Genomic DNA, 16,239 nt, shown 5'->3' with positions numbered 1-16,239 from the left:
AGTGACGGAAACCGAAGTGACAGTAAACGCAGGAACTGCGCCGCAGGCCGCAGCATCCGCCCCCGCCGTCCTGGTGCTCGAGGACGGCCGCATCTTCCGCGGCCGCAGCTACGGCGCGCAGGGCACCGCCCTCGGGGAAGCGGTCTTCGCCACCGGCATGACCGGCTACCAGGAGACCATTACCGACCCGTCCTACGCACGCCAGCTGGTGGTGCAGACCGCCCCGCACATCGGCAACACCGGTGTAAACAGCGAGGACGCGGAATCCCGCCGCATCTGGGTGGCCGGTTACATTGTCCGTGACGCCGCACGCCGCCCGTCCAACTGGCGGGCTGAGCGATCTCTTGACTCCGAGCTGGTCGAGCAGGGCATCGTCGGCATCCAGGGCGTGGACACCCGGGCCATCACCCGCCACCTGCGCGAGCACAAGACCATGCGCGCCGGCATCTTCTCCGGCGAGGCCGCCAGGGCCACGGACAAGGAACTCGTCGACGCCGTGCTCGCCAGCGAGCCGATGGAAGGCGCCCGGCTCGCCGAGGAAGTCAGCATCGACGCAGCCTACGTCGTGGAGCCGACGGACCACGGCTGGGACGGCGACGCGCGCTTCAGCATCGCGGCGATCGACCTCGGCATCAAGTCCATGACGCCGGTGCGCTTCGCCGAGCGCGGCGTCCGCGTGCACGTGCTGCCCGCCACGGCCACCATCGACGACGTCAAGGCCGTCAGCCCCGATGGCTTCTTCATGTCCAACGGCCCCGGCGACCCCGCCACCGCGGACAACCAGGTCAAGCTGCTCCGCACCGTCCTGGACGAGAAGCTGCCCTACTTCGGCATCTGCTTCGGCAACCAGATTCTGGGCCGCGCCCTCGGCTTCGGTACCTACAAGCTGCGCTACGGCCACCGGGGCATCAACCAGCCCGTCATGGACCGCCGCACCGGCAAGGTGGAGATCACCTCGCAGAACCACGGCTTCGCCGTCGACGCCCCGCTGGACGGCCCCACCAACGCGCCGGAAGAGCGCTACGGACGGGTCGAGGTCAGCCACGTCAGCCTGAACGACGAGGTCGTGGAAGGCCTGGCCTGTCTGGACATCCCCGCCTTCTCCGTCCAGTACCACCCGGAAGCCGCCGCCGGCCCGCACGACGCCGCCTACCTCTTCGACCGCTTCATCGAGCTGATGGAAGGTGCCCGGGACGGCCGCACGGCCAACCTGTCCAGGGAACCGGTGGACGCTCAGCACCCCGCCGATGCCCAGGCCGCTCCGGCCCAGCAAAACGGCGCCCAGCAAAACGCCGAGCCGAACACGACTGACAACAAGACTGAGGACAAGAAGTAATGCCCAAGAGAACTGACCTTAAGAGCGTCCTGGTCATCGGTTCCGGCCCGATCGTCATCGGCCAGGCCGCTGAATTTGACTACTCCGGCACGCAGGCCATTCGCGTCCTCAAGGAGGAAGGCCTGCGGGTCATCCTCGTCAACTCCAACCCGGCCACCATCATGACCGACCCGGAGTTCGCTGACGCCACCTACATCGAGCCCATCACCCCCGAGGTGGTGGAGAAGATCATCGCCAAGGAGCGCCCCGACGCCGTGCTGCCCACCTTGGGCGGCCAGACGGCACTGAACACCGCCATCGCGCTGGACAAGAACGGTGTGCTGGAGAAGTACAACGTGGAGCTGATCGGCGCGAACATTGCGGCTATCGAGCTCGGCGAGGACCGCGAGAAGTTCAAGGGCGTCGTGGAGCGCTGCGGCGCGGAATCCGCCCGCAGCCACATCATCCACACCATGGACGAGGCCCTGAAGGCAGCCGACGACCTCGGTTACCCCATGGTGGTCCGCCCCTCCTTCACCATGGGCGGCCTCGGTTCCGGCCTGGCGTACAACGAAGAGGACCTCCGCCGCATCGTCGGCCAGGGCCTGCAGTACAGCCCCACCAGTGAGGTGCTGCTCGAAGAGAGCATCCTGGGCTGGAAGGAATACGAGCTCGAAATGATGCGGGACAAGAACGACAACGTGGTTGTCGTCTGTTCCATCGAGAACTTCGATCCCGTGGGCGTGCACACCGGCGACTCCATCACCGTGGCCCCGGCACTGACCCTCACGGACCGCGAATACCAGCGGCTCCGCGACATCTCCATCGCCGTCATCCGTGAAGTCGGCGTGGACACCGGCGGCTGCAACATCCAGTTCGCCATCGATCCCGCCACCGGCCGCGTCGTGGTCATCGAAATGAACCCGCGCGTGTCCCGTTCCTCGGCGCTGGCGTCCAAGGCCACCGGCTTCGCCATCGCCAAGATCGCCACCAAGCTCTCGCTCGGCTACACCCTGGACGAGATCCCGAACGACATCACGCAGAAGACCCCCGCCTCCTTCGAGCCCACGCTCGACTACGTGGTGGTCAAGGTCCCGCGGTTCGCGTTCGAGAAGTTTCCCGCTGCCGACAACACCCTCACCACCACCATGAAGTCGGTGGGCGAGGCCATGGCCATGGGCCGCAACTTCACCGAAGCCCTGCAGAAGGCCCTGCGCTCCCTCGAGCAGAAGGGCTCGCAGCTGGACTTCAGCTCCGTCCCCGAATGGGAAGTCCCGGAACTCATCGAGAAGGCCAAGCGCCCCACCACGGAACGCCTGCACCAGGTGCAGCGCGCCCTGCTCGGCGGCGCCAGCGTGGAGGACCTCTTCGAGGCCACCAAGATCGACCCCTGGTTCCTTGACCAGCTGCAGCTGCTCAACGAGATCTCCCAGGAGATCCGCCGCTCCGGCGCCCTCACCGAGGACATGCTCCGCAACGCCAAGCGGCACGGCTTCTCCGACGAACAGATCGGCTCGCTGACCCACAATCCCGAGGCTGTTGTCCGCGGTGTCCGCCAGGCTCTGGGCATCCGCCCGGTCTACAAGACGGTGGACACCTGCGCCGCCGAGTTCGCCGCCTACACCCCCTACCACTACTCGGCCTACGACGAGGAGGACGAGGTTGCGCTGCATTCCAAGCCGTCCATCCTCATCCTCGGCTCCGGACCCAACCGCATCGGCCAGGGCATCGAGTTCGACTACTCCTGCGTCCACGCCTCCATGGCGCTGCGCAAGGCCGGGTACGAGACCGTCATGGTCAACTGCAACCCGGAAACCGTCTCCACGGACTACGACATCTCCACCCGGCTGTACTTCGAGCCGCTGACCCTCGAGGACGTCCTCGAGGTCATCGCGGCCGAGGAACGCACCGGCGGCGTGATGGGCGTCTTCGTCCAGCTCGGCGGCCAGACCCCGCTGAAGCTGGCCCAGCAGCTGGCCGACGCCGGCGTACCCATCCTGGGCACCTCGCCCGAGGCGATCGACCTCGCCGAGCACCGCGGCGCCTTCGCCCGCGTGCTGGACGAATCCGGCCTGGTTTCCCCGAAGAACGGCACCGCCGTTTCCTTCGAGGACGCCAAGAAGATCGCCGACGAGATCGGTTACCCGGTCCTGGTCCGCCCGTCCTACGTCCTGGGCGGCCGCGGCATGGAGATCGTCTACGACGAGCCCAACCTGTCCCGCTACATCGCCAACGCCACCGAAATCACCCCGGACCACCCGGTGCTGATCGACCGCTTCCTCGAGGACGCCGTCGAAATCGACGTCGACGCCCTCTTCGACGGCACGGACATGTACCTGGGCGGCATCATGGAACACATCGAGGAAGCCGGGATCCACTCCGGCGACTCCGCGTGCGTCCTGCCGCCCATCACCCTGGGCAACAACGTCCTGGAACGCGTCCGTACCGCCACTCGGGCCATCGCCGAGGGCGTGGGCGTCCGCGGCCTCATCAATATCCAGTTCGCGCTGGCCTCCGACGTACTGTACGTCCTGGAAGCCAACCCCCGCGCTTCCCGGACCGTGCCGTTCGTGTCCAAGGCCACCGGCGTACAGATGGCCAAAGCCGCAGCCCTGATCGGCACCGGCGTGACCATCAACCAGCTGCGCAGCGCCTACAAGATGCTGCCCGAGACCGGCGACGGCTCCACGCTTCCCCTGGACTCTCCTGTCTCCGTCAAGGAAGCCGTCCTGCCGTTCAGCCGCTTCCGCACCCTCGAAGGCAAGGTAGTGGACTCGCTGCTCGGCCCGGAGATGCGCTCCACCGGCGAGGTGATGGGCATCGACAAGCACTTCGACACCGCCTTCGCCAAGAGCCAGGCCGGCGCCAACAACGCGCTGCCCACCGAAGGCAAGATCTTCGTCTCCGTGGCCAACCGGGACAAGCGGTCGGTGATCATGGGCGTCAAGCGCCTCTCGGACCTCGGCTTCGAGATCGTCTCCACGGGCGGCACCGCCGATGTCCTGCGCCGCAACGGCATCCAGGCCACTCCGGTGCGCAAGGTGGCCGAGGGCAGCAGCGCCGAGGGTGAAGGGACCATCGCCGACCTCGTGGTGGCCGGCGAAATCGACATGGTGTTCAACACCCCGTCCGGCGGCGAGGCCCGCAGCGACGGATACGAACTCCGTGCGGCCGCCACGTCCATCGGCATCCCCTGCATCACCACGGTGGCCGAGTTCAACGCCGCCGTCCAGGCCATCGAGGCGCTGCGCACCTACGCGTGGTCCGTGACCAGCCTGCAGGAGCACGCCGCAGCCCTCGCTGCGTCACAGCAGGCCGCCCTGCAGAAGGCAGCAGCGCAGAATGCCTGAGGCAACGCCAGGTACCGGCCGGGAATCGTTTGGCTCCCGGCTGGGCCGCGCCATGGCGGACCGCGGTCCGCTGTGCGTCGGGATTGATCCCCACCCTTCCCTTCTGGCCAGCTGGGGCCTGAACGACGACGTCGCCGGCCTGAGGCGCTTTTCGCTCACCGCCCTGGAGGCCGTGGCTTCGCTCGCTGCCGCGGTCAAGCCGCAGGTGGCCCTGTACGAACGGCACGGGTCGGCCGGAATGGCAGTCCTCGAAGAGGTTCTCGCCACCGCCCGGGACGAGGGCGTGCTGACCATCGCCGACGCGAAGCGCGGCGACATCGGGTCCACCATGGCCGCATACGCCGACGCCTGGCTCCGGGACGGGTCTGCCCTCGCGGCGGATTCCGTGACGCTGAGCCCCTACCTGGGTTTCGAGTCGCTCCGGCCGGCACTGGATCTCGCAGCCGAACACGGCCGGGGTGTGTTTGTCCTGGCGTTGACCTCCAACCCGGAGGGCGCTTCGGTGCAGCACGTGGGCGGAAGCGATTCGGTGGCACGCCGGATTGTCCAGGCAGCCGCGGGGGAGAATGAACGCTACTCCGGCGCCATGGGCTCGGTGGGTCTCGTGGTGGGAGCCACCGTGGGTACGGCTCTGGCGGACCTGCAGCTTGACCTGGTTACCGTCCGCGGGCCGATCCTTGCCCCGGGCCTGGGCGCGCAGGGGGCGACACCTGCAGACCTGCGGAAGACCTTCGGCGCCGCCTATCCCCAGGTTTTGGGAACGTCCAGCCGTGACATCCTCAAGGCCGGCCCGGGCGTCCGGGAGCTGACCGAGGCGGCGGAGCGCACCCTCGCCGGACTACGCTCGGAATAGTCCATTGATTTCTCCGGCCGGCAGGGAGTAGGTTCAGGACAAATCCGTGGCTGCTCCAACGCCGCCGGCCGCGGATCCGTTGGCTGACCCCAGGGGAATTGACCGTGAGCTTGCGACCCTTGTCTCCGCAGGAACGTTCCGACGCACTCAGGAAGGCCGCGGCGGCAAGGGCTGCCAGGGCCTCGGCTAAGGAGCGGCTCAAATCGGGAGAGCTGACCGTGGCCCAGATCCTGGACTCCGGCGGCACCGAGGAGGCCATCGCACGGATGCGCGTTTCGGAACTCCTCGAGGCCCTGCCGGGGATTGGGAAAGTCCGGGCTGCAGCCATCATGGACAGCCTCGGCATCGCCATGTCCCGCCGGGTCCGGGGCCTGGGCATCCACCAGCGCCGGGCGCTGGTAGATTTTATGAACGAGAAATAGCTTTATCCGAACAGAGTCATCTGTAGACCGTCCAAAGGAATACGTGAGCAACAAACCCGGACTGACAGTCCTCGCTGGTCCTACGGCTGTTGGCAAAGGCACCGTATCCACCTATATCCGCGACACTTACCCCGAGGTCTGGCTGTCCGTCTCGGCCACCACCCGGGCCCCGCGGCCCGGTGAGATCGACGGCGTGCACTACTACTTCAAGTCCAAGGAAGAGTTCGAGTCCCTCGTGGCCGCCGGCGAATTCCTTGAATGGGCAGTGGTGCACGGACAGAACACCTACGGGACCCTGAAGAGCACCGTCAACGAGGCCATCGCGGAAGGCCGGTCGGTGCTGCTTGAGATCGACCTGCAGGGCGCACGCCAGGTCAAGCAGGCTGTTCCGGATGCCCAGTTCGTGTTCCTGGCACCGCCCAGCTGGGAAGAACTGGTGCGCCGGCTGGTGGGCCGGGGCACCGAATCGGCCGAGGAACAGCAGCGCCGGCTGGAAACCGGTAAAGTAGAACTTGCTGCTGAACCGGAGTTCGACCACACCGTCATCAATGACGACGTCCGCCGGGCAGCGGACGAGCTTGTTTCACTCATGGGGCTGACCCCGCACCCGCGCCAGACGCAGACGCCGTCAGCCCGTTAGAAATTTGGAGAATTCGTGTCCACGAACCTTGAAGGCATCATCAACCCGCCGATCGATTCGCTGCTCGAGGCGGCTGATTCCAAGTACGGCCTGGTGATCTTCGGTGCCAAGCGTGCACGCCAGATCAACGCGTACTACGCCCAGCTGCACGAGGGCCTGTTCGAGTATGTCGGCCCGCTGGTCGACACCAAGCTGAACGAGAAGTCGCTGTCCATCGCCCTGCGCGAGATCAATGAAGGCAAGCTGGTTTCCACGCCGATCGAAGCTGCAGAGTAACGTCCGCAGAGTAAACAGACTGCCTGCTGACGGAGTTCACGTGCGCATAGTCCTCGGAGTCGGGGGAGGGATCGCCGCCTACAAGGTGGCATCGCTCCTCCGGCTTTTTACTGAAGCCGGCCATGACGTCACCGTCATCCCCACGGAGGCAGCCACCCGCTTTGTCGGCGTGGCCACCTGGGAGGCGTTGTCCGGGAACCCGGTGACCAACAGCGTCTTCGACGACGTCGACCAGGTGAAGCACGTCCGGCTGGGCCACGAGGCAGACCTGATCGTGGTTGCCCCGGCCACCGCCGACCTCCTGGCCCGTGCCGCCACCGGCCAAGCCAACGACCTGCTCACCAACACGCTTCTCATGGCGAGCGGCCCGGTGCTGTTCGCCCCGGCCATGCACACTGAAATGTGGCAGCATGCGGCCACCCAGGCCAACGTCGAAACGCTGCGCAGCCGCGGCGTGACCGTCCTGGAACCTGCCAGCGGCCGCCTGACCGGCAGCGACTCCGGCCCCGGCCGGCTGCCCGAGCCTGAAGCCATTTTCGAAGCGGCCATGGCCTTGGCGCACGGCCTCCAGGCGGAGGCCCCGCTGACACCGGCTGCGAACGTAACCGCAGGCGGAACATCTGACGGAACCAGCGGCGCGCGGCACTTCCCGCTGGCCGGCCGGACCGTGACCATCAGCGCCGGCGGCACCCGGGAGCCCCTGGACCCCGTCCGGTTCCTGGGCAACCGCTCCTCCGGCAAGCAGGGCGTGGCGCTGGCCGCCGCCGCCCGCGACGCCGGAGCCACCGTGCGGCTCGTGGCCGCCCACATGGAGGTGCCCGCCCCGGCGGGTGTCGAACTGATCGCCGTCGAAACTGCCCTGCAGCTCCGGGAAGTCATGCTGGCAGCGGCAGCCGGGTCCGACGTCGTCATCATGGCGGCGGCGGTGGCCGACTTCCGGCCGGCGGAGGTGTCCGGAAGCAAAATCAAGAAGCGGGACGACACCGCTGACCCCGTCATCACGCTGGTCCGCAACCCCGACATCCTGCACGAGCTCGTGGAAGTCCGTGACGCCGCGGGCAGCAGCCAGCTCGTGGTGGGCTTTGCCGCCGAGACCGGCGATGAGCAGGGCGATGTGCTGTCCTACGCCGAGGCGAAGCTGAAGCGCAAGGGCTGCGACCTGCTGGTAGTGAACCACGTCGGCGCTGACAAGGTGTTCGGCCAGGACAACAACTCCGTGGTCATCCTCTCGCGGGCCGGTTCCGAACCCCAGTCGGCGTCCGGCTCCAAGCAGGACGTCGCCGCCATTGTCATTGACCGCGTCGGCTCCGAACTAAGCCGGGTCTTTCCGCGAACCTGACGGGCGTAAGCAACGTCTCCTTAGCATGGGGACACACGCTGCCGCCCCGCCGTTTGCCAACCAGTAAGGTAGTTGAGTGACTTTACCGCTGCACATTCCAGAATCCCACGGGTCCGCACCCGCCGCGCTTCGGCTCTTCACCTCGGAGTCGGTCACCGAAGGGCACCCGGACAAGATCTGTGACCAGATCAGTGATGCGATCCTGGACGCCCTGCTGGACAAGGACCCCGAGTCCCGCGTCGCCGTCGAGACCATGGCCACCACCGGCCTGGTCCACGTGGCCGGCGAAGTGACCACGGACGCGTATGTCGAAATCCCGCAGATTGTCCGCGAGACCATCCTGGGCATCGGCTACGACTCCTCTGCCAACGGCTTCGACGGCGCACGCTGCGGCGTTTCCGTATCCATCGGGCAGCAGTCCAACGACATCGCCGGCGGCGTCTTCAACTCCTTGGAAGCGCGCGAAGGCCGCCAGGAGGACGACTACGACCTGCAGGGCGCCGGCGACCAGGGCCTCATGTTCGGCTACGCCAGCGACGAGACCCCGTCCTACATGCCCACGCCGATCTGGATCGCGCACCGGCTCTCGGAGCGGCTCACCGAGGTCCGCAAGAACGGCGAACTCGCCTACCTCCGCCCGGACGGCAAGACCCAGGCCACCATCGGGTACGACGGCGACCGGCCGGTTTCCGTGGAAACCGTGGTGATCTCCAGCCAGCACGCTGACGGCTTCAGCCTCGACCAGCTGCGGGCCGACCTCGCGACGCACGTCATCGACCCCGTCCTCGCCCTGGCCGACCTGGACATTTCGCGGACCAACAACATCCTGAACCCCGCGGGCGCGTTCGTGATCGGCGGCCCGGTGGGCGACGCCGGACTCACCGGCCGCAAGATCATCGTGGACACCTACGGAGGGATGGCCCGGCACGGCGGCGGCGCCTTCTCCGGCAAGGACCCGTCCAAGGTGGACCGCTCCGCGGCGTACGCCATGCGCTGGGTTGCCAAGAACGTGGTGGCTGCAGGACTCGCCAAGCGCGCCGAGATCCAGATCGCCTACGCGATCGGCCAGGCCCGCCCGGTGGGCACCTACGTCGAGACGTTCGGGACCGAGACCGTGGACCCGGCAAAGATCAGCGCCGCGATTGCCGAGATTTTCGATCTGCGCCCCCGCGCCATCATCGACGCCCTGGACCTCAAGCGTCCCATCTACGCCAAGACCGCAGCGCACGGCCACTTCGGCCGCGATGATCCGGACTTCACCTGGGAGCGCCTGGACCGCGTGGACGACCTGAAGGCGTACTTCAACGCCTGAGCCCGCCCGTCCGTACCCGTGCGGGAGGAATGTCAGACCCGTGTGGTTGGCTGATATTCAACCCAGGACGGAGGTAAGGGGCATGTCTTCACACCCCACGCCGGAGCCGCTGCAGCTGTCACTGCTGCAGGGGTTCCCGGCCACGGCCAGGACAGCCGGCGGCCCGCCGCTGGCTGCCGACCGTCCGGTGGCGCGTGTGCTTATTGAGTCCCCGCTGCCGCACCTGGACCGGTCGTTCGACTACAGCGTGCCCGCCGAACTGGATGATGACGCCCAGCCGGGCGTCCGCGTCCGGGTCAAGTTCAGCGGCCAGGAACTCGGCGGCTACATCCTGGACCGGGTTGAGGAGTCCGATGCCGGCCAGCCCCTCGTCCCGCTGCACAAGGTCGTCTCACCGGTCGCCGTCCTGACCCCTGCCCTGCAGGAACTCACCGCCCGCGTGGCCGCACGCTACGCAGGCACCGTCAGCGACGTTCTTCGCGTGGCCATCCCGCCGCGGGTGGTCAAGGTGGAGAAGGAACTTGCCGGCGCCGAACTCTCCGCTCAACCTGAACCGGCAACACAGGCCGCGGCGAACCACGACCCGTCCGGCTCCGCGTGGACCAGGTACCGGAACGGCGCCGCCTTCCTTCGCCATCTCGCTTCGGGCGGATCGCCCCGTGCTGCCCTGAGTGCCCTGCAGGGGTTCGGCCCGGACGGCTGGCCGCATCTGATCGCGCAGTCGGTGGCGGCGGTCCGGCAATCCGGACGTGGAGCCGTCGTCGTGGTTCCCGACTACCGGGACCTGGAGCGGGTCCAGGCCGCCCTCGAGGACCTCCTTCCCGCCGATGACGTTGCCCGGCTGACGGCCGATGACGGCCAAACACCGCGATACCGCAACTATCTCAGGATCCTCAAGGGCACGGCGGGCGTCGCCGTGGGCACCCGCTCGGCGGCCTACGCCCCCGTGCGGAACCTGGGTCTCGTGGTGTGCTGGGACGACGGCGACGACCTGCACGTCGAACAGCGCTCCCCATATGCGCACACCCGCGAGGTGTTGCTGCTCCGTGCCGAACAGGAGGGGACTGCCTGCCTGCTGGCAGGTCACTCGCGCAGCACAGAGGTGCAGCGGCTGGTGGATGCCGGCTGGGCGATGCCCGTGGAAGCCGAACGCACGGTGCTCCGCCGCACGGTTCCGCGGGTCCTGAACACGGCCGACAGCTTTGAGCAGGAACGGGACCCGCTCGCCCGGCTGGCAAGGCTGCCGGGGGCGGCGTGGCGCACCGCCAAGGAAGCACTGGAACGCGGCCCGGTGCTGGTGCAGGTTGCCCGCGCCGGCTATGCGCCGTCGCTGGCCTGCGAAACCTGTCGCGAGCCCGCGCGCTGCCCGTCCTGTCAGGGGCCGCTGGCCATCGCCGGCAGCGCAGCTGTGCCCCAGTGCCGCTGGTGTTCGACGCCGGCACCTACCTGGCGCTGCGCGCACTGCCAGGGCACCCGGCTGCGCCGCGGCGCGGCCGGCGTACTCCGCACGGCGGAGGAATTGGGCAGGGCGTTTCCCGGCAAGGCCGTGGTGACGTCCTCCGGCCAGAACGTCAAGGCCACGGTGCCGGATGCCTGCGCGCTGGTGGTGGCCACGGTGGGTGCCGAGCCCGTGGCGCCGGGCGGATACGCCGCGGCGCTGCTGCTCGACGGCGATTCACTGCTGCGCCGGGAGAACCTCCGCGCGGGCGAAGACGCCGTGCGGCGCTGGTTCAATGCCGCTGCCCTCGTCCGGCCGGCCACCGAGGGCGGAATCGCCGTCATTACCGCGGACGACACTGCCGCCGTCGGCGCATTGCTGCGCTGGGACCCTGCGGGCTATGCCCAGCGGGAGCTGGGCCTGCGCACTGAGCTGCAGCTGCCCCCGGCAGTGAGGGTCGCCGCCGTCACAGGCGGCAGCGCCGCCGTCGGCCATTTCACAGCCTCAGCCACCAAGCTACTGGCCGCCGAGGGCGTGGAGCTGCGCGTTGCGGGCCCGGCGCCGCTGCTCCAATCCGCGGCCCTTACCTCAGCGGAGACGGAAGGCCAGGACGTGCGCACGCTGCTGTTCATCCCGTACGCGCAGGCCACCACGGTAACCAGGGTCCTGCGGGCGGCGAAGGCCGCAGGTGCGGCGAAGCGGACGGAGGACCCGGTGCAACTGCGGCTCGACGGCGTTGACGTGCTCTAGGGCCCCGATGTGATCTGACGATTCGACGAAGGACGGTTCGGGGCTGCCCGGTTACTTCCGGCGGAGTGCCATGACCTCTGCCGCCACGTCCACCAGCTGGCGGGCGGATTCGTCCCAGCTGAACTGCTCTGCCCGCGTCACGGAGCGCCGGGAGACGTCCTGCCAGTGCTGCCCGTCGCCGAGGCTGCGGACGGCGGCGGCGAACTCCGTCGCCGACTCCGGATCGACGTAGGTGGCGGTGTCCGCCCCCACCTCGCGGAAGATCGGAATGTCGCTGGCGATCACCGGTGTGCCCAGCGCCATCGCCTCCACCAGGGGCAGGCCATAGCCCTCGGCCTTGGACAGGGTGACCAGCGCGGTGGTGCGGTTCAGGAGCGCCGTGTATTCGTCGTCGGTGACGCCGTTATGGAACACCACGTTGGCTCCGGAGGGGATTTGCGCTTCAAGCTCGGCGCGTCGGTGCGGGGTGACCCGGCTAAGCAGGTGCAGCGTGTAGTCAGGCAGTTCGGCCATCCCGGCGAGCATGGTTTCGACGTTCTTGTACGGCATGAAGGAACCCATATAGAGCAGCGTCTTCTCCGGCGTCGCCGCCGGGTCGCGGGGCTGCTGGGCCGGCTGCGGGGCGTTGCTGACGATGCGCACCGGACGGCTGGTCAGGCGGTACTTGGCCATCAGCGCCTCCGTGGTCCTGCTGATGGTCGCGACGACGTCGGCCCGGTTCAGCAGCAGGCGCTGGGGCCAGAACGCCTTGTGGTAAAGGCGCCAGAGGATCCGGACCGGTGCCGGCAGGAAACCGGGCGGTGCAGGGTGTTCGTAGTAGATGAGGTCGTGCAGGGTGAGCACCAGGCCGTACTTGCGTCCCCACGTGCCCATGGTCTGCATCGGGCAGACCACCACGTCCGCGCCGAGCTGGTTGACCTTCCGGGCCACGAAAAGCTCGGCGGGGGAGAGCGGGCTGCTGATCAGCGTGTACGGAACATCGGGAAGCAGGGCCAGCTGCCGGGGATCACTGATGAGCATGGACACATCGGCGATCTTTGAGACGGCGGCGATAAGGCTGGAACCGTAGCGGCTGATTCCGTCGTGGTGGTCCGTCCGGGTGAACCGGGCATCGATGACTATCTTCACGCGGGGTGGTCCTTAAGGAAGCGGCGGATGAAACCTGCGGCAGGCTCTGGCGTTTCGTAGTGGATCAGGTGGCCGACGCCAGGGATGACGTCCAGTGTTGCGTCGGGGAGCAGCCCGGCCAGCCGGTGCTGGTCCCGCAGCAGGGCGATTTCATCCTTTTCGCCGGCGACGAGCAGCACGGGCAGGGTGAGCCGGGGCGCAACTTCGGCCACGTTGCTGCTGACGGACGCCGTGAACGATTCCAGCAGGCTGTCCCGGTTCGCGAACGCACTGAAGTAGGCGTGGTGCTGCCCGTGGATGAACCGCAGGAGGTCCTTGTCCTTCGTTTTCGCCATGGCCATGCTCATCACCCGCACGATGAGAGGGCTGCGCAGCAAGGCCAGGCCCAGAGGGCGGGGGAGGCGCGCGGAGAGGCGGTAGTACAGCACGGCCAGCCGGGTCATGAGGCCCTTTGGCCCTTCGAGCGCGGGCGCCGCGATGGGGTTGACCAGGATCAGCGGGCGGACCGCGTCAGGATGGGACGCGACGAAATGGGCGGCCACGATGGAGCCGAAGGAGTGTCCCAGCAGGACGGTGTCCCGCCCGAGTCCGAGGGCCGCCATGAAGTCGCCGACGAACCTTCCGTAGCGCTCCACGCTGTGGGCGGCGTCAGTGAAGGCGCCGGAGCTGCCAAATCCGGGGAGGTCCGGCATGATCAGGCGCATCTCGGGCAGCTGGTCGGCCACCCGCAGCAGCCCGTGGTGGTCGCCGCGGAAGCCGTGGATGACAAGGATGGTCCGGGTTTCAGCCGTTATCTTTTCCGGTTCGTAGACCCAGTAGGCAACATTGCTGCCGGCCAGCTGCACAGTGGATGCACGGGTGCGGGCGGCGAGTCCGCTGCTGACGAAGGACGGTGCCGTAGCGGGCTCGGAGTCGGCTGTTCTCATGTGCTGGGGAGTCCTAGTTAACGTTGTCGGGGTGGGAGCCTGTGCGGTGGCCGCGCTCCAGGGCTTCGATGTCCGTCATGTCCAGCGCTGAGAGCTCGAAGCCGAAGACGTCGAGGTTCTCGCGGATCCTGGCGGCTGAGCTTGCCTTCGGGATGGTGACGTGGCCCAGCTGCAGCTGCCAGCGCAGGATGATCTGTGCGGCGCTGACCTTGTGCTCGGCCGCGAGGGCGCCGATGACGGGATCCTCCAGCACCTGGCCGCGGGCCAGCGGGCTCCACGCCTCGGTAAGGATTCCCAGCCCGGCGTGCTTCTCCCGGAGCTCGGCCTGCTGCAGCCACGGATGCAGTTCAATCTGGTTCACGGCCGGCACCACCTCGGCTGTTTCCAGCAGCTGGTCCAGGTGCTGGGGCTGGAAGTTGGATACGCCGATGGCACGAATTTTGCCCTCGCGGTACAGCGTTTCCATGGCCCGGTACGTTTCCTGGAACAGTCCCTTCTTCGCGCACGGCCAGTGGATCAGGTACATGTCCACGTATTCCAGCCCGAGGTTGATCATGGACCTGTCGAAGGCCCGCAGCGTCGCGTCGTAGCCGTGGTCGTCGTTCCACACCTTGGTGGTGATGAAGAGGTCCTCGCGAGAGGTGCCGGCGGCCTCGCCGGAGCCGCCGGTTGTGGCTTCCGTGGCGAACACCCCGACCAGGCCGCGCGCCACCCCGGATTCATTCCCGTACATGGCCGCTGCATCGAAGTGGCGGTACCCGGCTTCCAGGGCGGTGGCCACCAGGTTGGCGGTGTCTTTCGCCGGAACCTTGTAAAGCCCGAAACCCAACTGGTCGATCAGCACGCCGTTGTTCAGGCTGAGCCGGGGTGAGGTAGTCATGGTTACGACTCTACCGATACCGCGGCGCGCCGCGTGTGACCGGCAGGCGCAGTTTCAGTCCCGCGAATGCCCGGCCCGGCCCTGCCCGGCCCAAAGAGGTTCGTCAGCCCCAGCAGAGGCAGAACGGGTGGCCGGCAGGGTCCGCGTAGACCTGGAAGCCCTCGGCGGAGGTGATGTCCTCCGCCGGCTTGAGCAGGCGTGCACCGAGGGACAAGGCCTCATCGTGGGCAGATGCGACGTCCTCAACATACAGGTCCAGATGGATCTGCTGTGGGTTCCCGTCCGGCCATTCGGGCGGCACATGGTTGGGTGCGAGTTGAAAGCCCAGGCGCGGTTTCCCGTCGACACTGACGGTGTGCCAGTCATCCTCCGCGTCCACGGTGCCGCCCAGCAGGCCGGCCCAGAAGGCGCTCTCGGCAGGAAGGTCGGCGGCGTCAAACACAACGATCTCTCTGGTGATTTTCATGCGGACATCCTTGCATGGCCGCCGCGATTTTCCGAGAGCTTCACACCAGTTGCCGGCGGCCGGTCCTGGCTGGCAGGGCGTCGCTCAATTCCCATTCTTAAAGCCGACCAGCCGCCGGGCGGAGGCCTCATCGAGGATTAGATCTGTGGCCAGCCCGGCCACCAGCGCCCCCCGGAGCCCATTGATCTTGGACGCTCCGGACACTACGCAGATCCGCCGGCGCACTTGACGGAGTTGGTCCAGCGAAGGTCCGGTGGAGCGTTCATTCAGCGTGATGCCGTCAGAGGAGCCGTCGCCGCGGAAGAAGACCGTGGCCACGTCGCCGACGACGTCGGACTTCGCCAGGGTAACCAGGTCGTCCTCGTCGAGGTAGCCGCCGGCGTACACATGGCTGGGGTAATCGGCATCCACCGAACCGACGCCAAAGATCGCAATGCTCATGCGGGACTGCAGGTCCAGGATGCGCTGAACGCTCCGCTCATTCCACATCGCGGTCTTCGTGGAGGCGTGGTCGAAGAAGGCCGGCACGGGAAACTGTTCAACCCGCGCCCCGTAGGCACTGCCGAAGCGCCGCATGATGTCGCTGGCGTAGGTTATGCCGGTGGTCTGCATGTTGCCCGCGCCGTTGAGCTGCACCACCACGCTGTCGTGGGTGATCTTGCGCGTCAGGTGCCGGCTCACGGCGCTCAGGGTCGAGCCCCACGCCACGCCGATGATGGCGTTGGAGTCCACGAGCGGTCCGATGGTGCGCGCGGCCTGCATGGCTACGCGGTCCAGCGTTTCCGCCTCATTCAGGGTGTCCAGGACGGGCACCACGTGCACATCCACCTTGTAGTGCGCCCGGATCAGCCGCTCCAATTCGGGTCCCGTGTCGAGCGGGCTGCGGATCTGGATCTGGACCAGGCCGGTCTCCCGCGCCGTCGAAAGCAGCCGGGAAACCGTGGAGCGGGAGGTCCGCAATTCCCGGGCGATGGCGTCCATGGTGAGGTCCTGCATGTAGTACAGCTGGGCGGCGCGCAGCGCTTCGGAATGTCGCGGGCGGGGCATGCATCGTTCCGTTCTGCACGTTTGTGCATAGTGCTTGACGTTATTTTCCAATAATTCAAACAATAGTGGTGAACGGCCCCGCACCATCCGGTGCGCC

The 16,239-nt window shown here is 67.4% G+C and carries 14 protein-coding genes; 9 read left to right on the top strand and 5 right to left on the bottom strand.

All coding sequences use genetic code 11. From position 1 onward, the window contains the following. Window position 1 precedes the first annotated feature (1 nt). The 9 genes from carA (at window position 2) to ACHMXB_RS07305 (ending at window position 11,695) form a co-directional block, all read left to right on the top strand. Window positions 2-1,336 (top strand): glutamine-hydrolyzing carbamoyl-phosphate synthase small subunit, encoded by a 1,335-nt coding sequence (gene carA, locus ACHMXB_RS07345; protein ID WP_395404073.1) that lies wholly within the window; start codon window positions 2-4, stop codon window positions 1,334-1,336. Next, window positions 1,336-4,665, top strand: coding sequence for a carbamoyl-phosphate synthase large subunit (gene carB / locus ACHMXB_RS07340; RefSeq protein ID WP_395404071.1), 3,330 nt, complete (start codon window positions 1,336-1,338; stop codon window positions 4,663-4,665). Before carA ends, carB begins: the two co-directional genes overlap by 1 nt. Beyond that, a complete protein-coding gene (gene pyrF / locus ACHMXB_RS07335) occupies window positions 4,658-5,518 on the top strand; it encodes an orotidine-5'-phosphate decarboxylase (RefSeq protein ID WP_395404069.1) in 861 nt (286 codons plus the stop codon). The genes carB and pyrF overlap by 8 nt, the downstream gene beginning before the upstream one ends. A 104-nt stretch (window positions 5,519-5,622) precedes the next feature. Beyond that, window positions 5,623-5,940 (top strand): integration host factor, actinobacterial type, encoded by a 318-nt coding sequence (gene mihF / locus ACHMXB_RS07330; protein ID WP_395404067.1) that lies wholly within the window; start codon window positions 5,623-5,625, stop codon window positions 5,938-5,940. Window positions 5,941-5,983: 43 nt separating this feature from the next. Beyond that, on the top strand, window positions 5,984-6,580 hold the full coding sequence (gene gmk / locus ACHMXB_RS07325; RefSeq protein ID WP_111905438.1) for a guanylate kinase: 597 nt from the start codon (window positions 5,984-5,986) through the stop codon (window positions 6,578-6,580). A 15-nt stretch (window positions 6,581-6,595) separates the two neighbouring features. After that, window positions 6,596-6,856 (top strand): DNA-directed RNA polymerase subunit omega, encoded by a 261-nt coding sequence (gene rpoZ, locus ACHMXB_RS07320; protein ID WP_003800778.1) that lies wholly within the window; start codon window positions 6,596-6,598, stop codon window positions 6,854-6,856. A gap of 40 nt (window positions 6,857-6,896) precedes the next feature. Further along, window positions 6,897-8,195 carry a bifunctional phosphopantothenoylcysteine decarboxylase/phosphopantothenate synthase gene (locus ACHMXB_RS07315; protein WP_395404063.1) on the top strand — a complete coding sequence of 433 codons (1,299 nt, stop codon included), beginning with the start codon at window positions 6,897-6,899 and terminating at the stop codon, window positions 8,193-8,195. Window positions 8,196-8,271: 76 nt separating this feature from the next. Continuing rightward, the gene (gene metK / locus ACHMXB_RS07310; RefSeq protein ID WP_111905440.1) at window positions 8,272-9,507 is read left to right on the top strand and encodes a methionine adenosyltransferase; all 1,236 of its coding nucleotides are present in this window, start codon (window positions 8,272-8,274) and stop codon (window positions 9,505-9,507) included. 82 nt (window positions 9,508-9,589) lie between these two features. Further along, window positions 9,590-11,695 carry a primosomal protein N' gene (locus ACHMXB_RS07305; protein WP_395404061.1) on the top strand — a complete coding sequence of 702 codons (2,106 nt, stop codon included), beginning with the start codon at window positions 9,590-9,592 and terminating at the stop codon, window positions 11,693-11,695. A gap of 51 nt (window positions 11,696-11,746) precedes the next feature. On the opposite strand, the gene ACHMXB_RS07300 is transcribed toward ACHMXB_RS07305, so the two are convergent. From ACHMXB_RS07300 to ACHMXB_RS07280, 5 genes are all read right to left on the bottom strand, one after another. Then, entirely contained in the window at window positions 11,747-12,823 is a 1,077-nt protein-coding gene (locus tag ACHMXB_RS07300) for a glycosyltransferase family 4 protein (RefSeq protein WP_395404059.1), read from the bottom strand. Further along, window positions 12,820-13,749 carry an alpha/beta fold hydrolase gene (locus ACHMXB_RS07295; protein ID WP_395404057.1) on the bottom strand — a complete coding sequence of 310 codons (930 nt, stop codon included), beginning with the start codon at window positions 13,747-13,749 and terminating at the stop codon, window positions 12,820-12,822. Before ACHMXB_RS07295 ends, ACHMXB_RS07300 begins: the two co-directional genes overlap by 4 nt. Window positions 13,750-13,762: 13 nt before the next feature. Then, the gene (locus ACHMXB_RS07290; RefSeq protein WP_395404055.1) at window positions 13,763-14,629 is read right to left on the bottom strand and encodes an aldo/keto reductase; all 867 of its coding nucleotides are present in this window, start codon (window positions 14,627-14,629) and stop codon (window positions 13,763-13,765) included. Window positions 14,630-14,732: 103 nt separating this feature from the next. Further along, complete coding sequence (locus tag ACHMXB_RS07285) at window positions 14,733-15,095, bottom strand: VOC family protein (protein ID WP_236803458.1); 363 nt, start codon at window positions 15,093-15,095, stop codon at window positions 14,733-14,735. An 84-nt stretch (window positions 15,096-15,179) separates the two neighbouring features. After that, a complete protein-coding gene (locus tag ACHMXB_RS07280; RefSeq protein ID WP_395404053.1) occupies window positions 15,180-16,142 on the bottom strand; it encodes a sugar-binding transcriptional regulator in 963 nt (320 codons plus the stop codon). Window positions 16,143-16,239: the final 97 nt, after the last annotated feature.

Source organism: Arthrobacter sp. UC242_113 (genome assembly GCF_044054585.1).
GTDB lineage: Bacteria > Actinomycetota > Actinomycetes > Actinomycetales > Micrococcaceae > Arthrobacter.
The sequence above is the reverse complement of the archived record's forward strand: the minus strand, read 5'-3'. Positions and strand labels throughout refer to the sequence as shown.